The organism is Pseudoalteromonas marina (assembly GCF_000238335.3).
Lineage (GTDB): Bacteria > Pseudomonadota > Gammaproteobacteria > Enterobacterales > Alteromonadaceae > Pseudoalteromonas > Pseudoalteromonas marina.
In genome coordinates this window covers 1,565,329-1,590,498 of sequence record NZ_AHCB03000005.1, presented here as the reverse complement: position 1 = coordinate 1,590,498, position 25,170 = coordinate 1,565,329, and the positions used below count along the sequence as shown (strand labels likewise).

Below are 25,170 nucleotides of genomic sequence, written 5' to 3'. Positions count from 1 at the left end.
AGAATTTAAGTGTTCATTAATTGGTCATGATAAAAAGTTAAATTAATTTTAGCAATCAGGGTTGACACCGGTGTCATAGCTATGAGTTAATACAGTGACACCGGTGTCAGGTTTGTTGTGAGAGGCTCCCTGATATCGTACCTTTGAACGGGTCAATCAAAGATGCTCAGTACAGTTATTTACGTGGAGTCTGTAATTGCTACTGAGCCTTTATCCTCTAACTAATAGAGATGAGTTAATTATGTTACATCCTCGAATTCAAGAAGTTACCCAACGCGTTATTGAACGCAGTAAAAAAACCCGTCAAGATTATTTAGATCGTATTTCGCATGCAAAAAAACAAACAAGAGTTCGTGCGGGATTAGGTTGTGGCAACATTGCCCACGTAATGGCAGCTTGTAGCAGCGACGATAAAGCGCGCTTAAAAGCAGATGAAGTGCCAAACTTAGCTATTATCAATTCATACAACGACATGCTATCTGCGCATGTACCTTACAAAGATTACCCAGACGTAATCAAAAGCATTGCAACTAAGTTTGACGCAACCGCTCAGGTAGCGGGTGGCGTTCCTGCAATGTGTGATGGTGTTACGCAAGGGCGTGACGGCATGGAATTATCGCTTTTTTCTCGTGATGTGATTGCAATGTCTACCGCTGTTTCACTTTCACATGATGTGTTTGATGGCGTTTTTTGTTTAGGCGTATGTGACAAAATTGTCCCAGGTTTATTAATCGGCGCATTGTCATTTGGCCACTTACCTGTGTTCTTTTTACCAGCAGGTCCAATGCAGTCGGGTATCCCAAATAAAGAAAAAGCACGTATTCGCCAAAAGTTTGCACAAGGCCTAGTTAGCCGCGAAGATTTATTAGAAGCTGAAAGTGCATCTTACCACAGCGCGGGTACTTGTACGTTTTACGGTACTGCTAACTCAAACCAAATGCTAATGGAAATAATGGGCTTGCACCTTCCAGGTAGCTCATTTATCAACCCATACACAGAGCTTCGCGATGGACTAACAGGTAATGCTGTAGAAACCATGCTTAAGCAGCTTACAGATGATAAAGAAAGCCCATGTTTAGCAGATGTGATCAGCGAAAAAACCATTATTAATGGTTTAGTTGGCTTGCTATCAACAGGTGGCTCTACTAACCATGCTATCCATATAGTTGCTATTGCAAAAGCTGCGGGCATTCAAGTTACATGGAAAGACATGTCTGATTTATCAGAAATTGTTCCACTTCTTACACGCATTTACCCTAACGGCTCTGCGGATGTAAATCATTTTCAAGCAGCCGGCGGCATGGGCTTCTTAATGCGCGAACTAGCAAGCGCAGGCTACTTACATACAGACGTTAAGACAATGCTTGGCGATGGTCTTGCGCCATATATGACAGAGCCGCGTTTAGATAAAGACGAAAGCCTGATCATGAGCGATTCAAATGGTCCAAGCAAAGTGAAATGGGTTGATTGTCCTGCTAATTCACTTGATGAAGAAGTGCTTCGTCCTGTAAGTAATCCATTTAGCAAACAAGGTGGCTTACAACTGCTTACTGGTAATTTAGGTAAAGCGGTTATTAAAGTGTCTGCTGTAGCTGAGGAGCATCAAGTCGTTACTGCACCTGCTAAAGTTTTCAACTCGCAAGGAGCATTACAAGACGCGTATACCCGCGGTGAGTTAAACCAAGACTTTATAGCTGTGCTTAAAGAGCAGGGCCCTAAAGCGAAAGGTATGCCAGAGCTTCATAAATTAACGCCAGTAATGGCAACCCTTCAAGACCAAGGTTTTAAAGTTGCTATTGTAACTGACGGTCGTATGTCGGGTGCATCAGGTAAAGTACCAGCTGCAATTCACCTAGCACCAGAAGCCGTTGAGGGTGGAATAATTGCAAAAATTCAAGAAGGCGACTTAGTTACTTTAGATGCCCCTAACGGAATTTTAAAAGTACATGTTAGCGACGACGAGCTTGCAAAACGTGAGCTTGAAATTAGCCAGCCAAGCCTAACATTTGGTACGGGACGTGAGTTATTTACTGGATTTAGAAATATCGTAAGCAGTGCCGATTTAGGCGCGAGTGCTTTTGGACTTGAATAATAATTAGCCGTACTGGGTAATGAGGAACAAGTAATGAGTATTGAAAAAATCTTAGCATCGGCACCCGTTGTGCCAGTGGTTGTAATCGAAAAATTAGAAGATGCTGCACCACTTGCTAGAGCGTTATACAACGGTGGCTTAAAAGCACTTGAAATTACACTGCGTACGCCAATTGCAGCAGAAGCTGTAAAGTTGATGAAAGCTGAAGTGCCAGAAGCTTTTGTTGGTACGGGAACTGTAGTTGATAAAGCAAGCTTTGAAGCATCAGTGGCTGCAGGTGCAGATTTTATGGTTAGCCCAGGTGTGAGCACCGAGTTATTAGCACTTGCAAAAGAGTCAGACATTCCATTTTTACCTGGTGCTGCAACTGCGAGCGAAGTAATGCAGTTAGCAAGCCATGGTTTTAAGTATTTAAAATTCTTCCCTGCTGAAGCTGCAGGCGGAACGGCAATGCTTAAGTCTATAGGCGGACCATTACCACATATTACTTTTTGCCCAACAGGTGGCATTAGCCTAGCAACTGCACCTAACTATTTAGCACTTAACAATGTTATTTGTGTTGGTGGTACATGGATGCTAGACAAACAACTAATTGAAAATAAAGACTGGCAAGCCATTGAAGCGCTTGCTCGCCAAGCAAGTGAACTTAAATAGGAGTCTCAAATGATTAATGTAGCAATTAACGGTTATGGTCGTATCGGTCGCAATGTATTACGTGCGCTTTATGAGTCAGCACAAAACAGTGAAATTAAAATTGTAGCAATTAACGATTTAGCACCGGCTAATGTAAATGCACATTTAACACAGTTTGACTCAGTTCATGGTCAATTTTCTAAAAAAGTAACACTTGCTGATAACACCATGTTAATTGGTGATGACGTAATTACACTTACTCAAGAGCGTGACCCTGCAAACCTACCGTGGAAAGAGTTAAACGTAGACATTGTTTTAGAATGTACGGGCTTTTTCACTAAGCGTGAAGACGCTGCTAAGCACATTACAGCTGGCGCTAAGAAAGTTATTGTATCTGCTCCTGGTAAAGATTTAGATGCAACAGTAGTTCACGGCGTTAACAGCGATGTAATTAACGCTGATAGCAACATTATCTCTAACGCATCTTGTACGACTAACTGTTTAGCACCTATTGCAAAAGCAATTAACGACACAGTAGGTATTGAGCAAGGTAGCATGACTACAATTCATGCTTACACAAACGATCAAAACTTATCTGACGTTTACCACCCAGATCTATACCGTGCGCGTAGTGCAACACAATCTATGATCCCAACTAAAACAGGTGCTGCTGCAGCTGTTGGCTTAGTACTTCCTGAGCTTGCGGGTAAATTAGACGGTATGTCGGTACGTGTACCTACTATTAATGTTTCTTTAGTTGATTTTACGTTTATTACTAAGCGCGAAACAACTGCTGAAGAAATTAACGAAGTAATGAAAGCCGCAGCAACAGGTTCAATGAAAGATATCTTAGAATACAACGAGCTTCCGCTTGTTTCTATTGATTTTAATCACAACCCTGCGTCATCAATTTTTGATGCAACGCAAACAAAAGCTGAAGGCAAACTAGTTAAAGTAATGGCTTGGTACGATAACGAGTGGGGCTTCTCAAACCGCATGTTAGACCAAGTTAAAGCATTAGGTCAGTACTTATAATTGACCCTGTAAAAGTTTAGCTTTATCCAACCAAGCCTGCATTATGCAGGCTTTTTTTTGCTTAATTTATACCAATTCGTTTAATAAGGTGCTTAATGCTTTAAAGCTAGGGCGTGATGCAATAACGCTGTTGGTAGAACGCGTTGCTATATCGGACATTTTGCCAAACAATTCGTCTTGCTTAACTGCTGCGCTAACAGTACTTAGTAAATCCTCTATTAAACAACCAAAAGCGCGGACTTCTATTAATTGTATTTGCTGTTGTTGATATTCGCTAAGCATGGCTAAGTTTGTTGCTGCTCCAAAATCGCCAAATAAAACGTCATTGTGTTCATTTATCATGGTGTTATGGGCGTAAATATCGCCGTGGCTTACCTTATTCGTATGAAGGTGAGTAAGCGTATTTGCCATTTGTTTTGCTATTTTATAAACAGCTTTAATAGAGTAGTTGCAACCGTCATTAAACGTATCGCGTGTACATGTTTCTAAACTTGGTGGTAAGCCTAAATTAGTATAATTGGTATCTATTAACTCCATTACTAAGCCAAGTTGTTCACTTTGCTCTATGTAGCTTAATACCTTTATTAAGTTTGCATGATTAGCAGCTTGTAGGCAGCAATTCACCTCATCAAGTGGGTAACCATCGCTGGTGATCGCGCCTTTAAAAAGTTTCACTGCAACATTATTATGTTCTGTTTTTGCAAGATGAATAACACCCGATGCGCCTTGGCCTATTACTTTTTTAAGCTGAAAATTTTCAAGTGGGGTATTTTTCAACGTACTTTTAGTTAAGCACTGCGCTTTATTAAAGTTGTTACCTGCAAAAGCAAGCCAAGCAAGTTTTGGTAATTCTAGTAGCCAATCATCGAGTTTTGTTAGGTTATTTGCAGAGAGCCTTACAAGCTCTAAGCTAGTGCAATTAGCCATACTTATCGGTAATTTTTTTAGGTTATTACCCGCAAGTGCAAGCTTTTTAAGCTGGCTGTAATTACCAAAATCGTCAGGTAATTCGTGTAAGTTGTTATCGGTGAGAATAAGCCACTCAATATTTTTTGGCAGGCTGTTTGGTGCAAACTGCGATATTTGGTTGCCTTTAAACGCAACCATAATTAAAGCAGGGCATTTAGCCAATACTGTGGGTATATGTTTAAATTGATTAAACGACAAAAACACACGCTCAAGGCGATGCAAACACGCAAACTCGTCTGGTAAATCACTTAAATTATTATTAGAAAGATCAAGTACTTCAAGTGTATCGGCAAGCTTAAAAATGTCTGTGGGAAACTCAGATAATTGCTCAACCAGCTGTAAGTGCTTTGCACCGGCTAACTTACCAGCCTTTAGCTTTGAAAGGGTATTCATTAATTTATAAAGCCCTGTAAATAAAAAAGCCAACATGGCTGTTGGCTTTAATTAACATGTAGATGAGGTTTAGAATTGCGCGTTATGATAAACGTTTTGTACGTCGTCACAATCTTCTAGCATTGCTAAAAAGCGCTCCATTACTTCAACATCTTCACCTTCAATTGGCGCTTCTACTTGTGGTACAAACGCAATTAAGTCTTCGTCAAATTCAGAAATGCCCATTTCTTCTAATGCAGTACGTGTGTTGTTGTATTCAGTATGAGGTGCGAATACGGTTACTTTACCGCTGTCTACTTCTACATCGGTTACATCAACGTCAGCCATCATAAGCGCTTCAAGAACAGCTTCATCATCGTCGCCATCAAAAACAAAAATAGCTAAATGGTCAAATAAATGTGACACCGAATTTTGTGCGCCAATTTTAGCATTTGCTTTTGTAAAACAAACGCGTACGTCTGCAAATGTACGTTTGTTGTTATCGGTTAAACAGTCAACAATAATCATACAGTTACCAGGGCCGTAACCTTCGTAACGTGTTGCTGCGTAGTCTTCACCGCCGCCGCCTTTTGCTTTTTCAATTGCGCGTTCAATTACGTGTGCTGGCACTTGGTCTTTTTTTGCACGTTCGATTAAACGGCGTAATGATAGATTACCATCTGTATCTACACCGCCATTTTTAGCACAAATATAAATTTCTTTACCGTACTTAGAGTAAACTTTAGTTTTAGCACCCGCAGTTTTAGCCATTGAATCTTTTTTGTTTTGGTAAGCTCTTCCCATCTGCGTTTCGCCTTAATTTTATAAATAACTGAAAAATAATAGACCGTATTCTAAAGGTAAATGGCATTAAGGGCTAGTACGGAATGGGGAACATTAATAGTAAAAAAGTTAAAATAGCCATTTGCATAAAATAAAACAGCCCGCTGTTGCGGGCTGTTTAGTATTTGTTTACATACGTATTAGTGTAATTACCAAATACGAACGCGTTCTTCTTCTGGCAAATACAAGGCATCACCAGGTTTAACGTCAAATGCTTTGTACCAAGCATCGTGGTTACGTGGTGCTTGTGCTCTAAAGCGACCTGGTGCATGCGTACCACCGCGTAGTTGGTTTAACATACTTTGCTCAGTACGTTTTTCTTTCCATACTTGTGCCCAAGCTAAAAAGAAACGTTGATCGCCAGTTACACCGTCAATGACAGGCGCTTCTTTACCATTTAGGCTTAGTTTGTATGCGTGGTAAGCCATGGCTAAACCACCCACATCACCAATATTTTCGCCTAGGCTATTACGCCCATTTACAAAGTTACCTTCAATAGGTTCGTATTTACTGTACTGTGCGGCAAGTTGGTCTGCTTTTGCATCAAATGCAGCGCGGTCTTCGTCTGTCCACCAGTTACGTTGAATACCGTTAGCATCAGATTTTGAACCCTGATCATCAAATCCATGGCCCATTTCGTGGCCAATTACAGCACCAATGCCGCCGTAGTTAACCGCTGGATCGGCATTTGGATCAAAAAACGGAGGTTGTAATATAGCAGCTGGAAACACAATTTCGTTAAACGAGCTATTGTAGTATGCATTTACACGTTGTGGTGTCATGCCCCAACGGTTACGGTCAGTTTTTTGTAGTTCTTTTTCTACGCTTTCAGCGCGGAAAAATTCACGCATGTTTTTAACGTTACCTACTAAATCGTTTTGGCTAATAGTTAAACCATCGTAAGACTGCCATACATCTGGGTAACCAATTTTTGGAACAAATGCTGCTAACTTAGCACGTGCGTTTACCTTCGTTTCAGCGCCCATCCAATCAAGATTATCAATTCGCTCACCTAATGCTGAACGCAGGTTTTCAACCAGTTCAGACATTTGTTGTTTAGATGATTCAGGAAAGTATTGGTCAACGTAAATTTTACCAATAGCAAAGCCAAGCGAGCTTGTGCCCGACATTTCGTTAATTGCACGTTTCCAGCGAGGGCGTGGTTCTTGCTGGCCGTTTAGTTCTTTGCCATAAAATGCAAAACGTGTATTAAAAATATCTTCAGAAAGTAAACCTGCATTACCGCTAATTGCATGGTAGGTTAAGTAGTCTTTCCAAACCGCTAAATCTTCATTATTGATAAGCTCAATCATGGCTTTAATCGGTTCAGGCTGAGATACATTAAGTTGAGGAACTTTGTATCCCGTTTGCTCAAAATATACATCCCAGTTAAAACCAGGGTATGTAGCTACTAAATCTTCACGTTTAATTTGATTTAACGACAGGTCGCGATTACGTCGTTTTTCGCGCGGCCAATGGCCTTGTGCTATTTTAGTTTCAAGCTCTAGTATGGCTTTTGCGCGTTCTGTTGTGTTATCAACATTGGCAAATTTTAGCATGTCGGCAATATGAGCCACGTAAGCTTCACGGGTTTTAACAAAACGCTCAGCATCTTCTAAATAGTATGAACGGTCTGGTAAACCTAAACCACCAGCGCCTAACGACATTTCGTATTTATTTGGGTCTAAACGGTTAAACCACATACCACCACCAATAGGAGTACGAAGGCCCGATAACCACGATTGCCCAAATACATAAGCTAAGTCGTCGGTAGATTCCATATTACTAATTTGATTTAACAGCGGTTGAATAGGTTTAACACCAAGTTCATTAAGTGTGTCGGTATCCATGTACGAATTATAAAAATCAGCAACCAATTGCTCTTCAGCGTTTAGTTCTTTACGTGCTGCAATGTCTTCAATAATTTTTTTAACACGGTCTTCACTGCGTTCTGCTAAAGCCGAAAACGCACCATAACGCGTTTTGTCTGCTGGCATATTGTAGTTGTCGTACCACGTGCCACTGGCGTACATGAAAAAGTCATCACCAGGTTTAACGGCTTCGTTACGCGCTGATAAATCAACACCAAAGCTACCTAATTCAGCTTTATTGCTAACAACTGTATTTTCTGTGCTTGCAGTTTGAACTTGACTGCTTGTAGTTTGTGGCTCTGAACAGCCTGTTATAAAAGTGGCAGCTAAAGCCGCTGCAATTAAACTCTTTTTCATCGTTTATCCCCCTGGATAATGAATTTGTTAATTTTTGTTATAAAAATATCATTTTGATTGTTATGTATAAAAGACAGGCACACAATTCTTTTGAGGTGAATCACAGCCTGATCCGATAAAACCAATAAGCAACGCAAGCAACAAGCTACCAACATAAATTAATAAACAGGTTAATCTTGTTGTTGTAATGCCCACATATGTGCGTATTCACCACCCAAGGTCAGCAATTCGTTATGTTGCCCTTGTTCAACAATTTGGCCCGACTTAAGCACAATAATAGTGTGGGCATCAGTAATGGTTGATAACCTATGCGCAATTACAATACTGGTGTGCTCGCTGGCTACTTCATGCATTGCCTTTAAAATTGCTTGCTCGGCCTGAGAGTCGAGTGCCGACGTTGCCTCGTCAAATATTAAAATTGGGGATTGTTTTAAAATAGCGCGTGCTATTGCAATACGCTGTTTTTCGCCGCCAGATACTTTTAGACCTCGTTCACCCACTCGGGTTTTATCGCCATCAGCTAACGTATTAATGAAATCTTTTAAATGAGCCATTTCAATGGCTTTATCAATATCACTATCGCTTGCAGAAGGGCGGCCATAGGCAATGTTTTCACGAATTGTTGTGTTAAATAAAACGGTATCTTGAGGAACAATAGCAATAGCTTTACGAAGGCTATTAAGCGTGACCGAGTTAATAGCTTGGTTATCAATAGTAATGCTGCCCGATGTTACATCATAAAAACGATAGAGCAGGCGCGCTAGTGAACTTTTGCCAGCACCACTTGCGCCCACAATAGCTACCTTGCTACCCGCTTTCACTTTAAAGCTAATATTATTTAAAATAGGGCGGCTAGCGTTGTAGCTAAAACTCACATTATTAAAGGCAATTTCCCCATTTGGGACATTAAGTGTATTTGCATTTGGAGCATTAGTGACTTGTGGTTTTTTATTGAGTAAGCCCAGCATGTTTTCTAAATCGGTAAGAGCGCGGCGAATTTCACGATAAACAAAACCCAAAAAGTTAAGCGGTAAAAATAATTGGATCATATACGCGTTTATCATTACTAATTCACCAATGCTTAGTGACCCCGTTACTACCTCGCTTGAACCTAACCACATTAACGCGGTGATGGCACTGGCAATAATTAATGCTTGCCCTGAATTAAGCGCAAGCAAAGACATTCTATTTTTTAAACGCGCGGTTTCCCAATTAGCTAAAAATGAGTCATATGTTTTGGCTTCAAACTGCTCATTATTAAAATATTTTACAGTTTCATAATTAAGTAAGCTGTCTATTGCGCGTGTGTTACTGAGGTTATCAGCTGCGTTTGATTCACGAATAAAACGATTACGCCACTGTGTCACCGTGACTGTAAAAAATATATATACACCAACAGCAAGAAGTGTAATTAACGCGAACCAAATAGAAAATAGCGACCCAAAAATAATAGCAACGGTGAGAATTTCAAAAAGGGTAGGCACAATGTTAAACATTAAAAAGCGCATTAAAAAGCTGAGTCCACTGGTACCACGTTCTATGTCACGGCTTATACCACCAGTTTGCCTGTCTAAGTGAAATGCAAGTTCAAGCGAGTGCAAATGCTTAAACACTTTTAGGCCAATATTGCGCATAGCATGTTCGGTTACCCGTGAAAAAACAGCGTCTCTTACTTCACCTAAAAACACACTAGCGAAACGCAAACCGCCGTACATAAGTAATAATAGAGCGGGAATGACCAACACTGGGTTTATTGATTTATCAACCGAGTCGATAATTTCTTTTAACACCCAAGGCATTAAAAGTGTGGCGCCTTTAGCACCGATAAGCGCTAAAAGCGCAATAAATACGCGCCCTTTAAACTTTGTAATGTAAGGCCACAACGTTCTAACGCTTTGTTTTAAATTCATGGCGTCTGCACGTTTTTCAACGTTTTGTCTGGAGCGCATTATTTTTCTCGTTTAAATACTTAATTGTTAAGCATTGTATTTTAAATAGTTGCCCTAATATACTAGGCATCACTTATTTTAGTTTGATCTAAGTATGTTTAAATTTCGTGTTTTTATAACTGCTTTTTTGCTTCTAGCTGCACTGTTTAGTGTGCAGAGTAATGCTGTGCAGGTAACACAAAATTTGAATCCAGCTGTCAGTTCGCACATTTTATTTACAGATGCTATTGATATAACTAAAACAAAGCCTACTAAAAAGTCTGCAGACGCACCTGCGCATAAAAAAACACAACACACCGATTTTGACTCACATCAGCCAAGGCTTACAGCAAGTAATGCGTCACTTTTTTTGCACACAGTTCAAAGTGAGCCAGAATACGATGTTGTTTTTGAGTTTTTTGCGCAGCACCTTGTTAGGCAAATATTTTTACGCCCCCAAGCTGTAAATGCTATTCAGCCTTGGTATACGCTTGTGCATCACAGTAAAAAATCCCGTTTAAGTGGCTGGAAAGATGCCAACTTACTCTACAAAGCAGTAACTACCTACCACGCTTAATTTTTCTTATTTAATTTTTATTAGGTTTTAACGTTTTACGTTTAAGCCTTGAGATTAATTGTACTTTTAAAAAGTACGTTGCCAGTAATTTACTGGTGATAAGGAAAAAACATGTTAAGTGTAAAAAAAGATCAAAAGCCACTTATGGCTAAATTTAAATTAAGCTACATAGCCATGCTAATTGTGCTGATTTTATTAGCTATAAGCGCATTACCCAACTTATACCCTAATAAATCGTGGTTGCATGTAAGCAACGCACCACATAGCGAAACACAAGCTGTGCCCAGTACTAATGAATTAGTTACTTTTTTAAATAGCCAAGGCTTAAAAGTAGAGCAAGGGGTAAATAATAAAACATCTATAAATATTCTGTTAAACGAGCCAAGTAAAAGCGCCCAAGCTCAAGCGGCTATAAAGGCGCAGTACCTAAACACGCAAGTTAAAATTGTAGAGCATGCAACAAGCCCAATTTGGCTGCAAGAATTTGGTTTATCGCCAATAAAATTGGGACTAGATTTAAACGGCGGCGTGCTATTTGTACTCGACGTAGATTTAGATAAAGCAATTGATGAGCAATTAACCAGTGCGTATCAACAAGCTAAATCAATCATTATAAAGCAAAAAGCGTACGGCCTTAAAGCGCAGCAAACAGGGCATGGCTTTGAAATTAATGCGCTGCCTAACGCGGTGCAAAAACTTAACCCAGTGATAGATGAGCTTCAAAGTCGCTTTGCTAATTTAGCGGTTACAACAACCAATAATGGCAATGTTAAAAACGCCAAGTTTAGCTATTCAGAGCAAGGGCGTAGCAACTTTGACAAAGAAGTAATGAGCCAAACACTCACCACACTTCGCTCACGCATAGAAGAATTAGGTATTACTGAGGCTGTAACACAGCGGCAAGGCACACAGCGTATACGTATTGAGCTGCCAGGTGTGCAAGACCCAACCGAGGCTAAGCGCATTATTGGTGCAACTGCTTCACTTGGGTTTTATCAGTTAAAAGAAGTGGGTGGCCAAACTTTTAATATGCAATCGGGCGGAACAATCAAACTTGATCCTGTGCCAATTTTTACAGGCGATCACATTAATAATGCAAACATAGGGCGCGACGACTGGGGTAAGCCACTGGTTCAACTTAGCCTAGATGGGCAAGGCGGCGATGCCATGTCGGCATTTTCAAAAGCTAATATTGGTAAGCCTATGGCCACGGTTTACTCAGAGTACTCTCAAAACGCAAACGGTGAAACCGTTAAAAAAAGTGAAGTTATAAACGTGGCTAATATTGCGCAGCATTTAAGTTCACGTTTTAGTATTACCAATATGAAAAGCCAACAAGCAGCGGCCGATTTAGCCCTGTTATTACGAGCAGGTTCGCTGACTGCGCCGGTAACTATAGTGCACGAGCAAACAATAGGGCCGAGCCTAGGTCAAGAAAATATAACTAACGGCTTGGCCGCATTAATGCTTGGTATGGGTATTACACTTGCCTTTATGGCGCTGTGGTATCGCCGTTTAGGGCTTATTGCAAACGTCGCGCTGTTATTAAATTTAACGTCGCTTGTGGGGCTAATGTCGTTATTACCAGGGGTTGTGTTAACGCTTCCGGGTATTGCCGGGCTGGTACTCACCATTGGTATGGCGGTAGATACCAACGTTATTATATTTGAGCGAATAAAAGAAGAGCGTAGAAAAGGCCGCTCTGCTTATCAAGCTATTCAAGAAGGTTACAAGCAAGCCGCTAACACCATATTTGATGCCAATATAACCACCATGATCACCGCGCTTATTTTATATGGAATAGGTTACGGCCCAGTTAAAGGTTTTGCCATAACATTGGCACTTGGCTTAATAACCTCGGTATTTACTGGTGTCTACGTATCAAAAGTACTAAGCCAAACGGTATATTTAAAAATGACTAAAAAAGCAGGAGTAAATGCACATGCTTAACACTTTTTTAAAGGGCGAGGCGGGTACACGTCTGCGTTTTTCGGGCATGCTTTTGAGCGTCATACTTGTACTGCTATCGGTATTTACGCTTAGTCAAAAAGGGCTTAATTTTGGACTCGACTTTACCGGTGGTTACCTAACAGAATTTACCACCAGCCAAGGTGTTGAGCTAAAACAGCTTGAGCAATTTATTACTAAAAATCACAATGGCGAGTTTGAACTAACCGCACAAGGAAATAATCACTTTCAACTACGCGAAGCGCCTAGCGATTCAACAGCAAACAGTAGTGATTGGCAAAGCGCCATTACACAAAATGCAGACATTAACGCCGAGGTTTTGTCATCAGCGTATATTGGCTCGCAAGTGGGTGATGAACTGTTTGAACAAGGTTGTTTAGCGCTATTTTCAGCCATGGTTGCAGTAATGCTTTATTTAGCAGTACGGTTTGAATGGCGTTTAGCTGTTGGCTCTGTGGTTGCGCTAGTGCATGATTTATTACTGGTACTGGGGCTATTTTCGCTATTAAGTATTGAATTTAATTTAACCGTACTTGCCAGTTTACTCGCCATTATAGGTTATTCACTTAACGACTCTATAATAGTAGGCGATAGAGTACGCGAGCTTTTACGTGTTAAATCTAATAATGCGCTTAGCCCGGCAAGTATTATTAACAACGCCATAAAAAGTACCTTAACACGTACGCTTATTACATCGGGCACCACGCTTGCTACAGTTGCAAGTGTTTGGCTCCTCGCAGGCGCGCCATTACAAGGCTTTGCCATCGCGCTATTTACCGGCATTGTAGTAGGTACGTTCTCATCTATTTGTATTGCCGCCACGTTACCCGAGCTTTTAGGGTTAAGTGCTAAAAATTACGAAGAAAAACAAGATGCAGAAACGCAAGCGTTGCTCGATATGCCCTAGCAATAAATGCTTTTAAAAATCTGCATTAAAACACTGGTGCTTAAAATAATGGTTTTAAGCGCCTTATAACGGTAAAATTAATCACATAGTTTACCGTATTGGTTATTAGCGCCTTTCATGAATAAATCCCACGTAATAGAACACCTTAAATTTGCACTTGAAGCACAATTAAACAGCGCAAAACAAGCAGCAAAAGCCGCGCACGACGCCGCAACTCACGAAGAAAGCGTTGCAGAAACGCAGTACGATACCCTAGGACTCGAAGCCGCTTATTTAGCACAAGGCCAAGCCGAGCGCGTAAACGATTGCTACAAAAGTATTAAACAATTTGAAACTATTTTTAAAGAGCCCACTCATAATAAAGTGATTATAAGCTCACTCGTTTGCCTAGAAGATGAAAACGCCCTACAAAAATGGTTTTATTTAGGCCCAGCCGCAGGCGGCTTAACGGTTGAAGTAAAAAATATCACTATTCAAGTTGTTACACCCGAAGCCCCGCTGGGCAAACAACTTTTAGGCAAACAGTTTGATGATGAAGTAAGCCTAACCATCGCAGGCAAAAACCATGAATATGAAGTGGTAGAAATTTTATAAAACATTAGTTTTAGATGTAGGTCGGATAAGCGAAGCGCCATCCGACAAAGCCAATTTGTCTCATAACATTATTAACAGTCGTTTTGGTGTATTTTGCCACAGAATTTTTATAACATACGTAATTAATTGTTTACATTAGAGTTGCTTAGTGGAATTATTGAGCGATATAATATACGCCGTTTTGGGGTGTTATAAACCACCGAAATGGTGTTCAATATGTTGTTAGCACCTAGAGTTATATGAAAACACTGATTTCAATTTTACTTTGTTCTTTGTTAGCTGCATGTGGTTTCCAATCTATCAAATTGGTGGGTTATGGTAAAAAACTCGACGTTCCTGTCTATGAGGCCTGCTTCTTTGATAAATTTGAAGAGTATCGGTCATTAACTAGTTATTTGCTCTCCGTAGAAGTAGAAAAAGCTGAAGGGCAAATTACTTACTATGAATTAACAATTGATGGTGCGAATACAGAAGACCCAGATGAGGTCTTTACACCTAAGTCTTTTAAAGAATCAAAAAAATTTCTGAAAATATAGTTAATGAATGTTCTGGTTAATGCGTACATAACAATACATTCAATTGAGTAATGATGTTAAAAACTGGAACTTATATTTTATTCTACGTTCTTTTTGCTGACTATGTTGGTGGAGTTTTCTTAGTAGGTCGTAACAATAGTACGATTTTAATGGATAGTTCGGCTATTGGGTTTATTGTTGTGCAAGTTGTAATATTTCTTGCTGCAATATTTACTCTTTATAAGGTTCAAGATTGTGAAACTGGCTATTGTAAGCAAATTAACTATTCTGAGAAATTCAAAGCTAAGCTTTTAATAAAATATGTAGCTATTTGGCTCGTAATAGCTCTATTTATAGATTTATTATTCGCCATCCTTCTTGGTTCTGAATTTTGGGCTGACGTTAATCCTTTTGATAGTTGGCTTGTTTTTTGTTTAGTATATATAGTTTATAAATTTTCCAGTTCTTTGCAGGTAAGTTTTAATTACCAAGACAAAAGCATGAAGTGTCATAGGTTAGGGCTAATAACATCTTCAATCATGAAGTTTAAGAATGTAGATTTAACTGATAATCAATTAGTCATCACCTCCGGTGATGAAGGTAAATACTTTTTTCATTTAGATAGATTTACATTAACGAATCGAGAGCGGCTAGTTAGCGATTGTTTAAAAATGTCTAACAAGGCGCCAAATTAGGACAAAATTAAATAAGCTCGTCGCTTCGCTCGATTTTAGCTTATTTAATTTTGCCTGTTAGCTTGAAGGGAGGCGTATGTTTTCAAATATGAAACTTAGTCATTTAGTTTTGCTACTAGGTTCGACTTTTACAGCAGGGGGTTTCGCTAACGTATGCTCAAGTGATGAGCTTATTCAAATCAATAATTATATTTATGACGTTAAGAACCTATCTAAAAGTTATCACTCTGCTGATCGAATAGATGAATATCATGATTACTTAACTGCAATGGAAAGGTATCAGAAATCAATTCCGGAGTGGAATGATAAACAAGCCTTAATTAACGCGTTCAGTTCTTCCTTAATTCTGTATCCTGCTTTTTACCAAGTTTCTTCTATTACACACGTTAAAATGCAACGCACAGAAAACGAAACATCTTTGACTTTAAAAATTAATCGCAATGAAACGAAGGGAGTTGATTCGTTAAGTGTGTCTTTTAACCCAAAAAATAATAAGATAATTGGTGCACTATTTTATTCTGATGAAAAGTTTGAGAGCGTAGATATATGCAAAAAAGAATTGGGGCTAGAGTATATTCGAGCTAACAAGCAAATTAATCAGGACAAATAAAAGTTGGCTTTGTCCGTACCTGACAAGTTTTAGCCAAATATTATAAGCCAGTTACAACGGCGTTTTAGGTTGATATATGAAACACCGAACATTTAAAGTTTGTGGGAGTAGTGAATGTGGGAACTTCGATTCTTTTCCTCTATCTCAATTCGTTTGCTCAGAATGTGGTCGGCACCTTAATTCTCAGCAAGAAGTTGATGAGCGAAATTCCGTTACGATTTGGATTATGGGCAACCGCTTCAAGGTCTTCTTTACTCTGCTTATTATACCTATTTTGATTGTGCTTACGTTGAATCTAATGGAAATGCTACCAGTGAAATTTTCTCTGAGAATCTTAACTTTGCATATTTTCGTTCAAATCAGCATGAGCGCTAGGCTATACCCTTTTTTTGTAAAAAAGAACTACGAGTACAAGACAGATTCTAAAGGTCACATTTTTTTAGCTTGTTTGTTTGCGCCAGTTATTGTGTTTGTCACCCTAGTTTGCATAAACATAATTAATTAGACAGTCACCTAAACTTTGAAATTAAGATGGGTGTCAGTCTAAATAAATAGTTTGAGCGAACCAATTTTCGCTAAGCTTCGAATGCCTGCAGAGCTTGACAATAGTAAATAAGGAAGTACTTTGATTCATAGATTTTTATCAATATACGCGATGCTCTTTTTATTATCAGCTTGCACTACAGGAAAGCTTTATTACACGAAGGCCTCTGGCGAACGTGTTTTAGGGTGTGATGTTGAATTTGTTGGCTTACCAAGCGTAGATAAGTTTGCGGTTGAATATGCACTTAGCCTCTGCGCGAAAAGCTCTGTGAAAAAAGGGTATTCCATAGAGAAAGAAAAGGAATACCTACTTACCCTAGAACTTCAAATTCCAGAGTCAAAATGTGGTGAATCATGGAACCATAAGTCGGCAAAAGAACAATATAAAACTAGCAAATTGTCAAAGAAGGAATATGGCTATATTGTCGCTCACATAGACTTGGGTTTAGCGGTTGATAACGAATGTTCACCAACAACTCTCTAAAATCAACTAATTAGTTCGTTGTGGCGAGACATGCAGAATGGCCTCGCCACTTATCCGACGTACTTAAACTAGTTAGCCTTTTTCACAAACTTTGCTGTTACCATCATTTCGCCAATACCATCTACTTTACAATCTAGCTCGTGATCTTTTTTATCAAGCACACGCCTAACAATCGCTTTGGTGCCAATTTTAATAACTTGTGAGCTGCCTTTTATTTTTAAATCTTTGGCTATGGTCACTTTATCGCCATCATTAAGCAGGGTGCCGTTGGCATCTTTAACTAAAATTGCGTCTTCATTGCCTGTGTTATTTGGGTTCCATTCATAGGCGCATTCAGGGCAAATAAGCAGTTGCTGGTCTTCGTAAACATATTCAGATTGGCACTGTGGGCAGGCTGGGTGTGACATTTATAACGCTCATAAAATAGTAATTTTGCGTATTTTAATCTGCATTAATAGGAAAATATAGTTAATCAATATTTTTTATCTTTACGCTAAAAATATCTCGTTTGTGTGGTTTTTAAAAAGGGCATATAAAGCAGATGTCGCCTAAGCAATTTAGGCGCTAACACTTACAGTAGGTATTTGTTAAAGCACCCATCGGATTAAGTGATACGCGCAATGCCCACTTAGTACGATGGGTGTTTCTATTTATAGTGCGATAATTTAAAGATCGCACGCATTTATATTTGGCTTACTACCGATTGGTATAACTAGGAAAAGTCGTGTTTAAAACCTTAATAGTGGTTGATAACAATGAGCAAACACTTGCTCAATCTTTCGAAAATGTGATTACGTTTAATAGTTACTTGCGTGATTACCCAAAACATAATGAACCTAAAACCCGCATTATTAATTTATGCGACTCAAGCCAATACTTGAGTAAGGGTTACTATTGCTCATTGCTTGCAGAGGCTCGTAAGCACCAAGTATTACCCAGTGTAAAAACAATAAACGCGCTTCGAGGCGGCCACGCACCTATGTTAAATGTTGGGCAAATTGATGGCGAAATTTACTTTGGTAATGCGCTAAACGAATTACAAAGTAAAGCGGCTAAATCGGTATTTAAACAATACCCAGCGCCTATTTTATTTGTAGATGAGCAAGGTTTGTTACAGCAAGGTTCGCTAAGCTCTTTAAACGAGGAGCAATATAGCAATTTTGTAGCAAAACTAAATACGTTTACCCAAACACAGTGGCGCATTGGAAATGTGCAGCGCCGTTTTAGATGGGATATGGCAATACTGGTTGATCATAACGAAAAAGTACCACCGAGTGATAAAGATGCCATTGCCCGTTTTATAAAAGCAGCGGCTAAACATGGTATTAATGCACAAGCACTCAGTTTTGATGAAATAGACAATATTGCCCAGTTTGATGCGTTATTTATTCGCCAAACGACAGCGATTGATCACCCAACGTATCGCCTTGCAAGCAAAGCGCAAAACCTAGGTTTAGTAGTAATTGACGATGCTGAGTCTATTTTACGTTGTTGTAATAAAGTGTATTTACATGATGCGTTTAATTACCAAAAAGTGCCCAGTTTAAAAACGGTTGTAGTGGCTGATCAATCAGCGCAAACGTTTGAGCAGCTAGAAGAAGCTTTTACGTATCCGCTTGTTTTAAAAATGCCTGAAGGGTCGTTCTCAAAAGGGGTGTTTAAAGTTGCAAACCGCAGTGAGCTTGAAACTAAACTAACCGAGCTGTTTGAATATAGCGCATTGGTACTGGCACAAGAATACATGTACACAGAATACGATTGGCGAGTAGGTGTATTAAATGGCCGCGCTATTTATGCGTGCCGCTACTTAATGGCGCGCAACCATTGGCAAATTTATAATCATGATGCTAAACGGTTTTTCTCTGGTGGCTTTGAAACGCTACCTACCTTTGAGTTACCAAAAGCCGTGTTAGATGCCGCTTTAAAAGCATGTAAAACTGTGGGCAAAGGCTTATATGGCGTAGACGTTAAAGAACATCTAGGCAAAGCATATGTGCTTGAAGTAAATGACAATCCAAGTATTGATCACAAAGTAGAAGATGGCTATTTAGGCGACGAACTATACATGATCATTATGGATGAATTTAAACAACGCTTAGAAGCGCGAGGCCGTGGCTAATACATGAGTAACCTTGTTATTCGAAAAGCACTTAGCAGTGATTTAACCGCACTAATAGACCTTGAAAACGCGTGCTTTAATAACGATAAATTGAGCCCGCGTAGCTTAAAACGCTGGTTAAATGCTAAGCACGGTATTTTGCTAATTGCCGATAATGGCGAGCAAGTGTGCGGCTATGGGCTGGTGTGGTGTCATAAAGGCACGCGTTTGGCGCGTTTATATTCGCTTGCTGTAAAACCCACAATGCAAGGTAAAGGCATTGCTAAAATGCTATTAGCTGCGCTTGAAAAACAAACCTGCGAGCGTGGGCGAATTTACTTACGATTAGAAGTGGCCGTAAATAACGAAAGTGCGATAGGGCTATACAAAAGCTTGGGTTACAGAGTGTTTGGTCAATATAGCGATTATTATGACGATCACAGCGATGCACTACGAATGCAAAAAAATATTCGCCAAACGAGTGAGCTAAAAGTATCGCGATTAACGCCGTGGTATCAGCAAACTACCGAGTTTACCTGTGGGCCTGCTGCGCTATTAATGGCAATGGGGGCACTTGAGCCAACAACGGAGCTTAGCCAATCGCATGAGCTGGCTCTTTGGCGCGAAGGCACCACCATTTTTATGACATCGGGTCATGGTGGTTGCCATCCGTTTGGTTTAGCACTTGCCGCTAATAAGCGCGGCTTTAAAAGCGAGGTAATGGTAAATACCACAGAGCCTTTGTTTTTAGATGGCGTACGCAATGAAAACAAAAAAGTGGTGCTTTCAACAGTACACCAACAATTTGTAGAGGGTATGGCGCAAGCAAATATACCGCTTGTGCATGAAGATGTTGAGCTTGAGCATATTGAACAGTGGTTAAGCCAAGGCTTTAGTGTGCTGTTATTAATTAGCACATACAGTTTTGATGGTAAAAAATCACCTCATTGGGTTTGCGTTACCCACCTTGATGAGCACTGCGTGTATGTTCATGACCCATTTTGCGAGCCAGGAAGCGACAAACAACTCGCTATAGATTGCCAGTACGTACCTATAGCGCGCAGTGATTTTAGTAAAATGTCAGCATTTGGTGGCCAACGGCTAAGAACCGCAGTGGCCATTGCTAATAGTTAATAGGTTTTCGTTAAAAGTGACTTTTTTAGATTTAATTGATGTAGCCCCTTATTCGTGGGCGGCCATTGGCACCGCCGCTTTTTGCGGTGCCATAATTGGGTTAGAGCGCCAGTTACGCGGTAAACCTGTGGGTATTCGTACCTCAGCTTTAATTACGCTGGGCACGTATTTGTTTTTATCGACCGCGTTTAACTTACAAGGGGATGTAATTGATCATTCGCGTGTAGTGGGGCAAATAATTACAGGCATTGGCTTTTTAGGCGCAGGCGTTATGCTTGCAAAAGACGGAGCCGTTGTAGGGGTTACCTCAGCTGCAACCATTTGGGTGCTTGCCTCAATTGGCGTAATGATAGCCACCGATAATCTAGCTGCTGCTATTAAACTTTCAGTGCTGGTGGTTGGTATTTTATACGGTGTAGATGTACTTGAGGCAAAATTTAAAAGCTTAAGTAAAGGCGTCCACACTAGAGTAAAAAGCTATCAAAAGCGTTACTACCGAAAAGACTTCAACGATACAAAACGCCACTAATTTAGTGGCGTTTTGTTTTATTATGACTTAAATGTACATTGTGTTTTTAAAATTATAACTGGCCTATTATTCAGCGGATAACTTTTCGATTAAAGTCTAATCATATGCGTGCTGTTAATTTACTTGTATCTAATCTAATATTGATAAATATATTTATGAACAAATAGTTAGCAATATAAAAGGATTTTATGAACCGTCATTCATTCGATAAAACACAAGAGGTAAGAATAAAAGTTCTTCAAGGAATGAGTTTAATAATAGCGCTAGTTGCGCTTGTTGTAGCTTACGTAAATATAATTATTTCGAAGGTTTACATATTAGGAGCGATAGAAGTTTTACTCGCTGTGTTTTGTTTTTACACGTATTACAAAACGTGTATATCTGCCTCAAAGGTTTGGCATAGATGGGCGGTAGCCTATGCTTATTTTTTTGTTGTATTTTTAGCTGTTTATATTTTAAAAACAGATGAGGGTATAACGCATTGGATTTGTACATTTCCCATTTTGGCGTATTTGTTATTTGGTAAAAAACACGGGTTTATAAGTAGCTTTTGCTTACTGTTTGCGTCGGTAATTCCTTTATATTCTTTCCTCAGTTTAGGTGGTGCGAATAGTTTGCACTTAATTGTTAACTTAGGCCTTTCGTATATGACTATATGGACCGTTTCGCATATTTATGAAGCGATGAGGTATTCTAACCAAGAAACAATTTTAAATTTGGCACTAAGAGATCCGTTAACAAAAGCGTTTAATAGACGTGCATTACAAAGCCGCTTTAGTAAACAAACAATTATTGATGAGCCTTTATGCATAGCACTAATTGATATTGATTTTTTTAAAAAGGTGAACGATAAATATGGACACGACGCAGGTGATGCTGTTTTAACGCAACTAACTGAGTTATTTGTAGAAAAATTTAAAGAAGATAATGTATTTAGAATGGGCGGTGAGGAATTTGTAGTGGTTATAAACACTGATCTACAAGCCGCTTATGACTTAATAAAGTGTTTAATTAAAACGGTTGAAAGTCATCATTTTACTTATGAGAAAAATAGTTTAAAAATTACAATAAGTATTGGTTTGGAGGAACTGGTTACAGATTCGTTTGTTGATTTATCTAAAATACTTAAAGCAGCTGACGGTTATTTATACATAGCAAAAGATAACGGAAGAAATTGTGCTGTTTGTAGTATAAATAATTCAATGTTAGGTAATTAAAAAGCGTATTTGTTAGCCAAATAGCTTTCTTCTAACCACTTTTCTGTACTCGCTTGGCGTTTGGCTTAGCACTTTTTTAAACACGCGAGTTAAGTGGCCTTGATCGTTATAGCCAACCTCAAGTGCCACTTCTTGTATTGTTAAATTAGAGGACGCCAATAACTCTTTAGCACTTTCAACCCGTAATTGCTGCCAATATTCTATAGGGCTTTGATTAGTTGCAAGTTTAAAGCGTCGTGTAAATGTACGGTAGCTCAAACTAAATTGGGCGGCTACTTCCTGTAAGTTTAACTCGCTGGCTAAATTAGTTTTAAGCCAAAACTGAATTTGCGCTATGAGTTCATCTGGGTGGCGGTCAACCGCGCCTTCAAGGTAGCGCTGATCTTCGTAGGGTTTACGTACTTCGTGCGAAAAGTTACGTTCTACGTGCTGCGCAGCGGCTTTGCCGTAGTATTGGCTAATAATATGTACGATCACATCGGCAAGAGCATTTAAGCTTGCTACCGTATACATGCGCTCAGACTGGGTTATAAAAAAGTCGGGCTTTAAGCGCACTAACGGGTAGTCATGGCTAAATTGTTTTGCGTAATGCCAATGAGTTGTTGCAGGGTGCCCATCAAGTAAACCCGCTTCTGCAACTAGGCAATTACCCGTGCCTACACCAATTATATGGCTGCCAGTTTCAAAGCTTTCTTGTAGCCATTCAACCACTTCTTTATTAGTACGTACTACAGGGCGAGGATTTCGCCATATGCCGGGGACTATAATTAAATCGTTATACGGTGCGTTAGCAGTAGTGCAATCCGGGACTATAGCAAGGCCAGTACGGTTTTTTATTGGCTCATTACTTTTAGCAATTAAATTTATACTAAGCGGTCTAAAGTCAGTTTGGTCTAAGTGGCCTTTTGCGTAGGCTTCGCCGGCTCTTAGCATTTCAATAGGCAGTGTTAAACTGGTAATAAGTAAATGCGGGTACACTGCTATGGCAATATTTAACGCCGGGTTTACTGATTTTTTATGCATATGAATGCTCCGACCAGTACTTTTTGGCTTTTAATGCTGAATATTTGGCTATTAAAGCACAAAGTGCTGTGGTTAATCCAATTAAACTGTTTGCTTCTCCTATAACACGTTTTAAAGGTTAATTATGACAGCATTACCCGTAATAGTAGGCATGGGTGGTATTAACGCCGCTGGCCGTACTTCTTTTCATCAAGGTTACCGCCGTATCGTGTTAAACGCATTAAACGCACAAGATCGTAGTGAAACATTTTTAGGCCTCGCCACATTAATGAACTTAGTACGCGTTGTTGATGGTCAATTACATGACACAAACGGTAATAATGTTGAGCAAAGCGACATAGAAGCACGCTTTGGTGAGCAAATTATTGCTGGCACACTTATTCGTAAAATCGAAAAAGAACATTTTGATGCAGATGCCACGCCTTGGCAGCAAAAAATGACATTAAAGACATCTGATGAAAACGCGATTGTATTTGAAACTCGCGCACGCGATTTACCAAGTCCAGTACCTGCCAGTTGGAAAGTACAAGAGCTTGAAGGTAAAAAGGTAAAAGTGACTATAGCGGCAGAGCTAGATGTAAAGCTTGATTCTACCCGTGATAACCCAATTAAATCGGCGGGGCAGTTTCCTACCGGGTTTGATCCATCAATTATGTATAACAGCCGTTATCAGCCACGCGGTTTGCAAGCCACCATATTTGCTGCAAACGATGCTATTAAATCAACTGGTCTTGACTGGCAACGCATAATGAATAGCGTAGAGCCAGATAAAATTGGCACTTATTCAGCCTCGGTTATTGGCCAAATGGACGATAATGGATTGGGTGGTTTAGTTAAAGCCCGTCAGCAGGGCGATCGTGTTAGTACAAAGCAATTAGCACTTGGCCTAAACACGATGTCGACTGATTTTATAAATGCCTACGTTACAGGTAATGTAGGTACTACGTTTTCTACTTCGGGTGCATGTGCCACATTTTTATATAACTTACGCGCTGCAGTAAACGATATTCAAGCAGGGCGCACCCGTGTTGCGGTGGTAGCAAGTGTTGAATGCGCTATTACGCCTGAAGTAGTAGAAGGCTTTGGTAATATGAGCGCCCTTGCTAATGTTGAAGGCCTGCGCCGTTTAGATAATTTAAGCAGTGAACAAGAGCCAAATTATCGTAAAAGCAGCCGCCCATTCGGTGAAAACTGTGGTTTTACATTAGGTGAAGGCGCTCAAGTGGCCATTTTAATGGACGATGCGTTAGCACTTGAACTAGGTGCAGATATTATGGGCTCAGTACCTGATGTATTTGTAAATGCCGATGGTATTAAAAAATCAATCACCTCGCCGGGTCCGGGTAATTACATTACAATGGCAAAATCAGCAGCGCTGGCAACAAGCTTATTAGGTAAAGAGGCGCTCCAAAAGCGTAGCTTTATTTTAGCGCATGGTTCTAGCACGCCGCAAAATAGAGTAACAGAATCTCTTATTTACCATAAAGTGGCACAAACCTTTGCCATTGATAGCTGGAAAGTAACGGCGCCAAAAGCCTATGTTGGTCATACAATTGCCCCCGCCAGTGGCGATCAGCTTGCTATTGCGCTGGGGGTATTTAGCCATAATATTATGCCGGGTATTACTACCATAGATAAAGTGGCCGACGATGTTCATGCAGATCACTTAGATATACGTAACTACCATTACGATTGTGGCGACATGGACATAGCCTTTATAAACTCAAAAGGTTTTGGCGGTAATAACGCCACAGCTACTGTACTAAGCGCTAAAGTAACACTACAAATGCTTGCTAAACGCCATGGTGAAAAAGCGATGAGTGATTACGCTGATAAAAACACATCCGTTGTTGCTGCGCAAAATACCTATAAAGCGCAAGCTGACCTTGGTAAGTACGAATTAGTATACCGTTTTGGTGATGGCGCCATTGACGATAACGACATTGTAATTGGCGAGGACGGAATAGAGCTTCCCGGTTTTGATAAAGCAATTTCGTTTAATACAACCAACTCCTATCAAGATATGTTTTAAGCACACATACTTGAAACCCAAGGCGCTTAATAAAGCGCCTTTTTTATATTTATGAGTTTATTAGTCTATAGTTAAATTTTGGTTAGTTATAAATATAAGCTTGCATCTTTTTATAATGTTTGTTTCTATAATAGATACTTTGCG

The 25,170-nt window shown here is 39.7% G+C and carries 22 protein-coding genes; 16 read left to right on the top strand and 6 right to left on the bottom strand.

Annotated elements, in window-relative coordinates; genetic code table 11:
* Positions 1–241 precede the first annotated feature (241 nt).
* From edd to gap, 3 genes are read left to right on the top strand one after another with little or no spacing between them, the layout of a single operon-like run.
* Positions 242–2,092 carry a phosphogluconate dehydratase gene (edd, locus tag PMAN_RS07390; RefSeq protein WP_010557462.1) on the top strand — a complete coding sequence of 617 codons (1,851 nt, stop codon included), beginning with the start codon at positions 242–244 and terminating at the stop codon, positions 2,090–2,092.
* Positions 2,093–2,125: 33 nt separating this feature from the next.
* A complete protein-coding gene (gene eda, locus PMAN_RS07385; protein ID WP_008131571.1) occupies positions 2,126–2,746 on the top strand; it encodes a bifunctional 4-hydroxy-2-oxoglutarate aldolase/2-dehydro-3-deoxy-phosphogluconate aldolase in 621 nt (206 codons plus the stop codon).
* A gap of 9 nt (positions 2,747–2,755) precedes the next feature.
* Positions 2,756–3,760 (top strand): type I glyceraldehyde-3-phosphate dehydrogenase, encoded by a 1,005-nt coding sequence (gene gap / locus PMAN_RS07380; protein ID WP_008131573.1) that lies wholly within the window; start codon positions 2,756–2,758, stop codon positions 3,758–3,760.
* 66 nt (positions 3,761–3,826) lie between these two features.
* Here the strand turns inward: gap and PMAN_RS07375 are convergent, their stop codons facing one another.
* The 4 genes from PMAN_RS07375 to PMAN_RS07360 all read right to left on the bottom strand — a co-directional run bounded on the left by PMAN_RS07375 (position 3,827) and on the right by PMAN_RS07360 (position 10,121).
* Positions 3,827–5,158, bottom strand: a complete 1,332-nt coding sequence (locus tag PMAN_RS07375; protein WP_010557461.1) for a leucine-rich repeat domain-containing protein — start codon at positions 5,156–5,158, stop codon at positions 3,827–3,829.
* A 33-nt stretch (positions 5,159–5,191) separates the two neighbouring features.
* Entirely contained in the window at positions 5,192–5,905 is a 714-nt protein-coding gene (locus PMAN_RS07370; protein ID WP_006794578.1) for a YebC/PmpR family DNA-binding transcriptional regulator, read from the bottom strand.
* Positions 5,906–6,093: 188 nt separating this feature from the next.
* Complete coding sequence (locus PMAN_RS07365) at positions 6,094–8,172, bottom strand: M13 family metallopeptidase (RefSeq protein ID WP_010557460.1); 2,079 nt, start codon at positions 8,170–8,172, stop codon at positions 6,094–6,096.
* 170 nt (positions 8,173–8,342) lie between these two features.
* On the bottom strand, positions 8,343–10,121 hold the full coding sequence (locus PMAN_RS07360; RefSeq protein ID WP_010557459.1) for an ABCB family ABC transporter ATP-binding protein/permease: 1,779 nt from the start codon (positions 10,119–10,121) through the stop codon (positions 8,343–8,345).
* Positions 10,122–10,215: 94 nt separating this feature from the next.
* On the opposite strand from PMAN_RS07360, the gene PMAN_RS07355 reads away from it, so the two are divergent.
* The 8 genes from PMAN_RS07355 (at position 10,216) to PMAN_RS07320 (ending at position 16,993) form a co-directional block, all read left to right on the top strand.
* The gene (locus PMAN_RS07355) at positions 10,216–10,677 is read left to right on the top strand and encodes a hypothetical protein (protein ID WP_010557458.1); all 462 of its coding nucleotides are present in this window, start codon (positions 10,216–10,218) and stop codon (positions 10,675–10,677) included.
* Between the two features lie 111 nt (positions 10,678–10,788).
* A complete protein-coding gene (secD, locus tag PMAN_RS07350) occupies positions 10,789–12,627 on the top strand; it encodes a protein translocase subunit SecD (RefSeq protein WP_010557457.1) in 1,839 nt (612 codons plus the stop codon).
* Positions 12,620–13,552 carry a protein translocase subunit SecF gene (gene secF, locus PMAN_RS07345; protein ID WP_010557456.1) on the top strand — a complete coding sequence of 311 codons (933 nt, stop codon included), beginning with the start codon at positions 12,620–12,622 and terminating at the stop codon, positions 13,550–13,552. Before secD ends, secF begins: the two co-directional genes overlap by 8 nt.
* 117 nt (positions 13,553–13,669) lie before the next feature.
* A complete protein-coding gene (locus PMAN_RS07340; RefSeq protein ID WP_010557455.1) occupies positions 13,670–14,146 on the top strand; it encodes a GreA/GreB family elongation factor in 477 nt (158 codons plus the stop codon).
* Between the two features lie 239 nt (positions 14,147–14,385).
* Positions 14,386–14,682 carry a hypothetical protein gene (locus PMAN_RS07335; RefSeq protein WP_010557454.1) on the top strand — a complete coding sequence of 99 codons (297 nt, stop codon included), beginning with the start codon at positions 14,386–14,388 and terminating at the stop codon, positions 14,680–14,682.
* A 50-nt stretch (positions 14,683–14,732) separates the two neighbouring features.
* A complete protein-coding gene (locus PMAN_RS07330; RefSeq protein WP_033035007.1) occupies positions 14,733–15,356 on the top strand; it encodes a hypothetical protein in 624 nt (207 codons plus the stop codon).
* A gap of 76 nt (positions 15,357–15,432) precedes the next feature.
* Complete coding sequence (locus PMAN_RS07325) at positions 15,433–15,966, top strand: hypothetical protein (protein WP_010557452.1); 534 nt, start codon at positions 15,433–15,435, stop codon at positions 15,964–15,966.
* 625 nt (positions 15,967–16,591) lie between these two features.
* Positions 16,592–16,993 carry a hypothetical protein gene (locus PMAN_RS07320; protein ID WP_010557450.1) on the top strand — a complete coding sequence of 134 codons (402 nt, stop codon included), beginning with the start codon at positions 16,592–16,594 and terminating at the stop codon, positions 16,991–16,993.
* 68 nt (positions 16,994–17,061) lie between these two features.
* Here the strand turns inward: PMAN_RS07320 and PMAN_RS07315 are convergent, their stop codons facing one another.
* On the bottom strand, positions 17,062–17,400 hold the full coding sequence (locus tag PMAN_RS07315) for a zinc ribbon domain-containing protein YjdM (RefSeq protein WP_010557449.1): 339 nt from the start codon (positions 17,398–17,400) through the stop codon (positions 17,062–17,064).
* A gap of 317 nt (positions 17,401–17,717) precedes the next feature.
* Between PMAN_RS07315 and PMAN_RS07310 the strand changes: the two genes are divergently transcribed.
* The 4 genes from PMAN_RS07310 (at position 17,718) to PMAN_RS07295 (ending at position 21,971) form a co-directional block, all read left to right on the top strand.
* The gene (locus PMAN_RS07310; RefSeq protein ID WP_010557448.1) at positions 17,718–19,112 is read left to right on the top strand and encodes a RimK family protein; all 1,395 of its coding nucleotides are present in this window, start codon (positions 17,718–17,720) and stop codon (positions 19,110–19,112) included.
* A 3-nt stretch (positions 19,113–19,115) separates the two neighbouring features.
* Entirely contained in the window at positions 19,116–20,225 is a 1,110-nt protein-coding gene (locus PMAN_RS07305) for a GNAT family N-acetyltransferase/peptidase C39 family protein (RefSeq protein ID WP_010557447.1), read from the top strand.
* A 16-nt stretch (positions 20,226–20,241) separates the two neighbouring features.
* Positions 20,242–20,754 carry an MgtC/SapB family protein gene (locus tag PMAN_RS07300; RefSeq protein ID WP_010557446.1) on the top strand — a complete coding sequence of 171 codons (513 nt, stop codon included), beginning with the start codon at positions 20,242–20,244 and terminating at the stop codon, positions 20,752–20,754.
* A 188-nt stretch (positions 20,755–20,942) separates the two neighbouring features.
* Complete coding sequence (locus tag PMAN_RS07295; RefSeq protein WP_010557445.1) at positions 20,943–21,971, top strand: GGDEF domain-containing protein; 1,029 nt, start codon at positions 20,943–20,945, stop codon at positions 21,969–21,971.
* 12 nt (positions 21,972–21,983) lie between these two features.
* Here PMAN_RS07295 and PMAN_RS07290 read toward each other — a convergent pair whose 3' ends face one another.
* Positions 21,984–22,994, bottom strand: a complete 1,011-nt coding sequence (locus PMAN_RS07290) for a GlxA family transcriptional regulator (protein ID WP_010557444.1) — start codon at positions 22,992–22,994, stop codon at positions 21,984–21,986.
* A 124-nt stretch (positions 22,995–23,118) separates the two neighbouring features.
* Here PMAN_RS07290 and PMAN_RS07285 point away from each other — a divergent pair, with 124 nt between their 5' ends.
* Complete coding sequence (locus tag PMAN_RS07285; protein WP_010557443.1) at positions 23,119–25,026, top strand: beta-ketoacyl synthase; 1,908 nt, start codon at positions 23,119–23,121, stop codon at positions 25,024–25,026.
* The last annotated feature ends 144 nt before the right edge of the window (positions 25,027–25,170 follow it).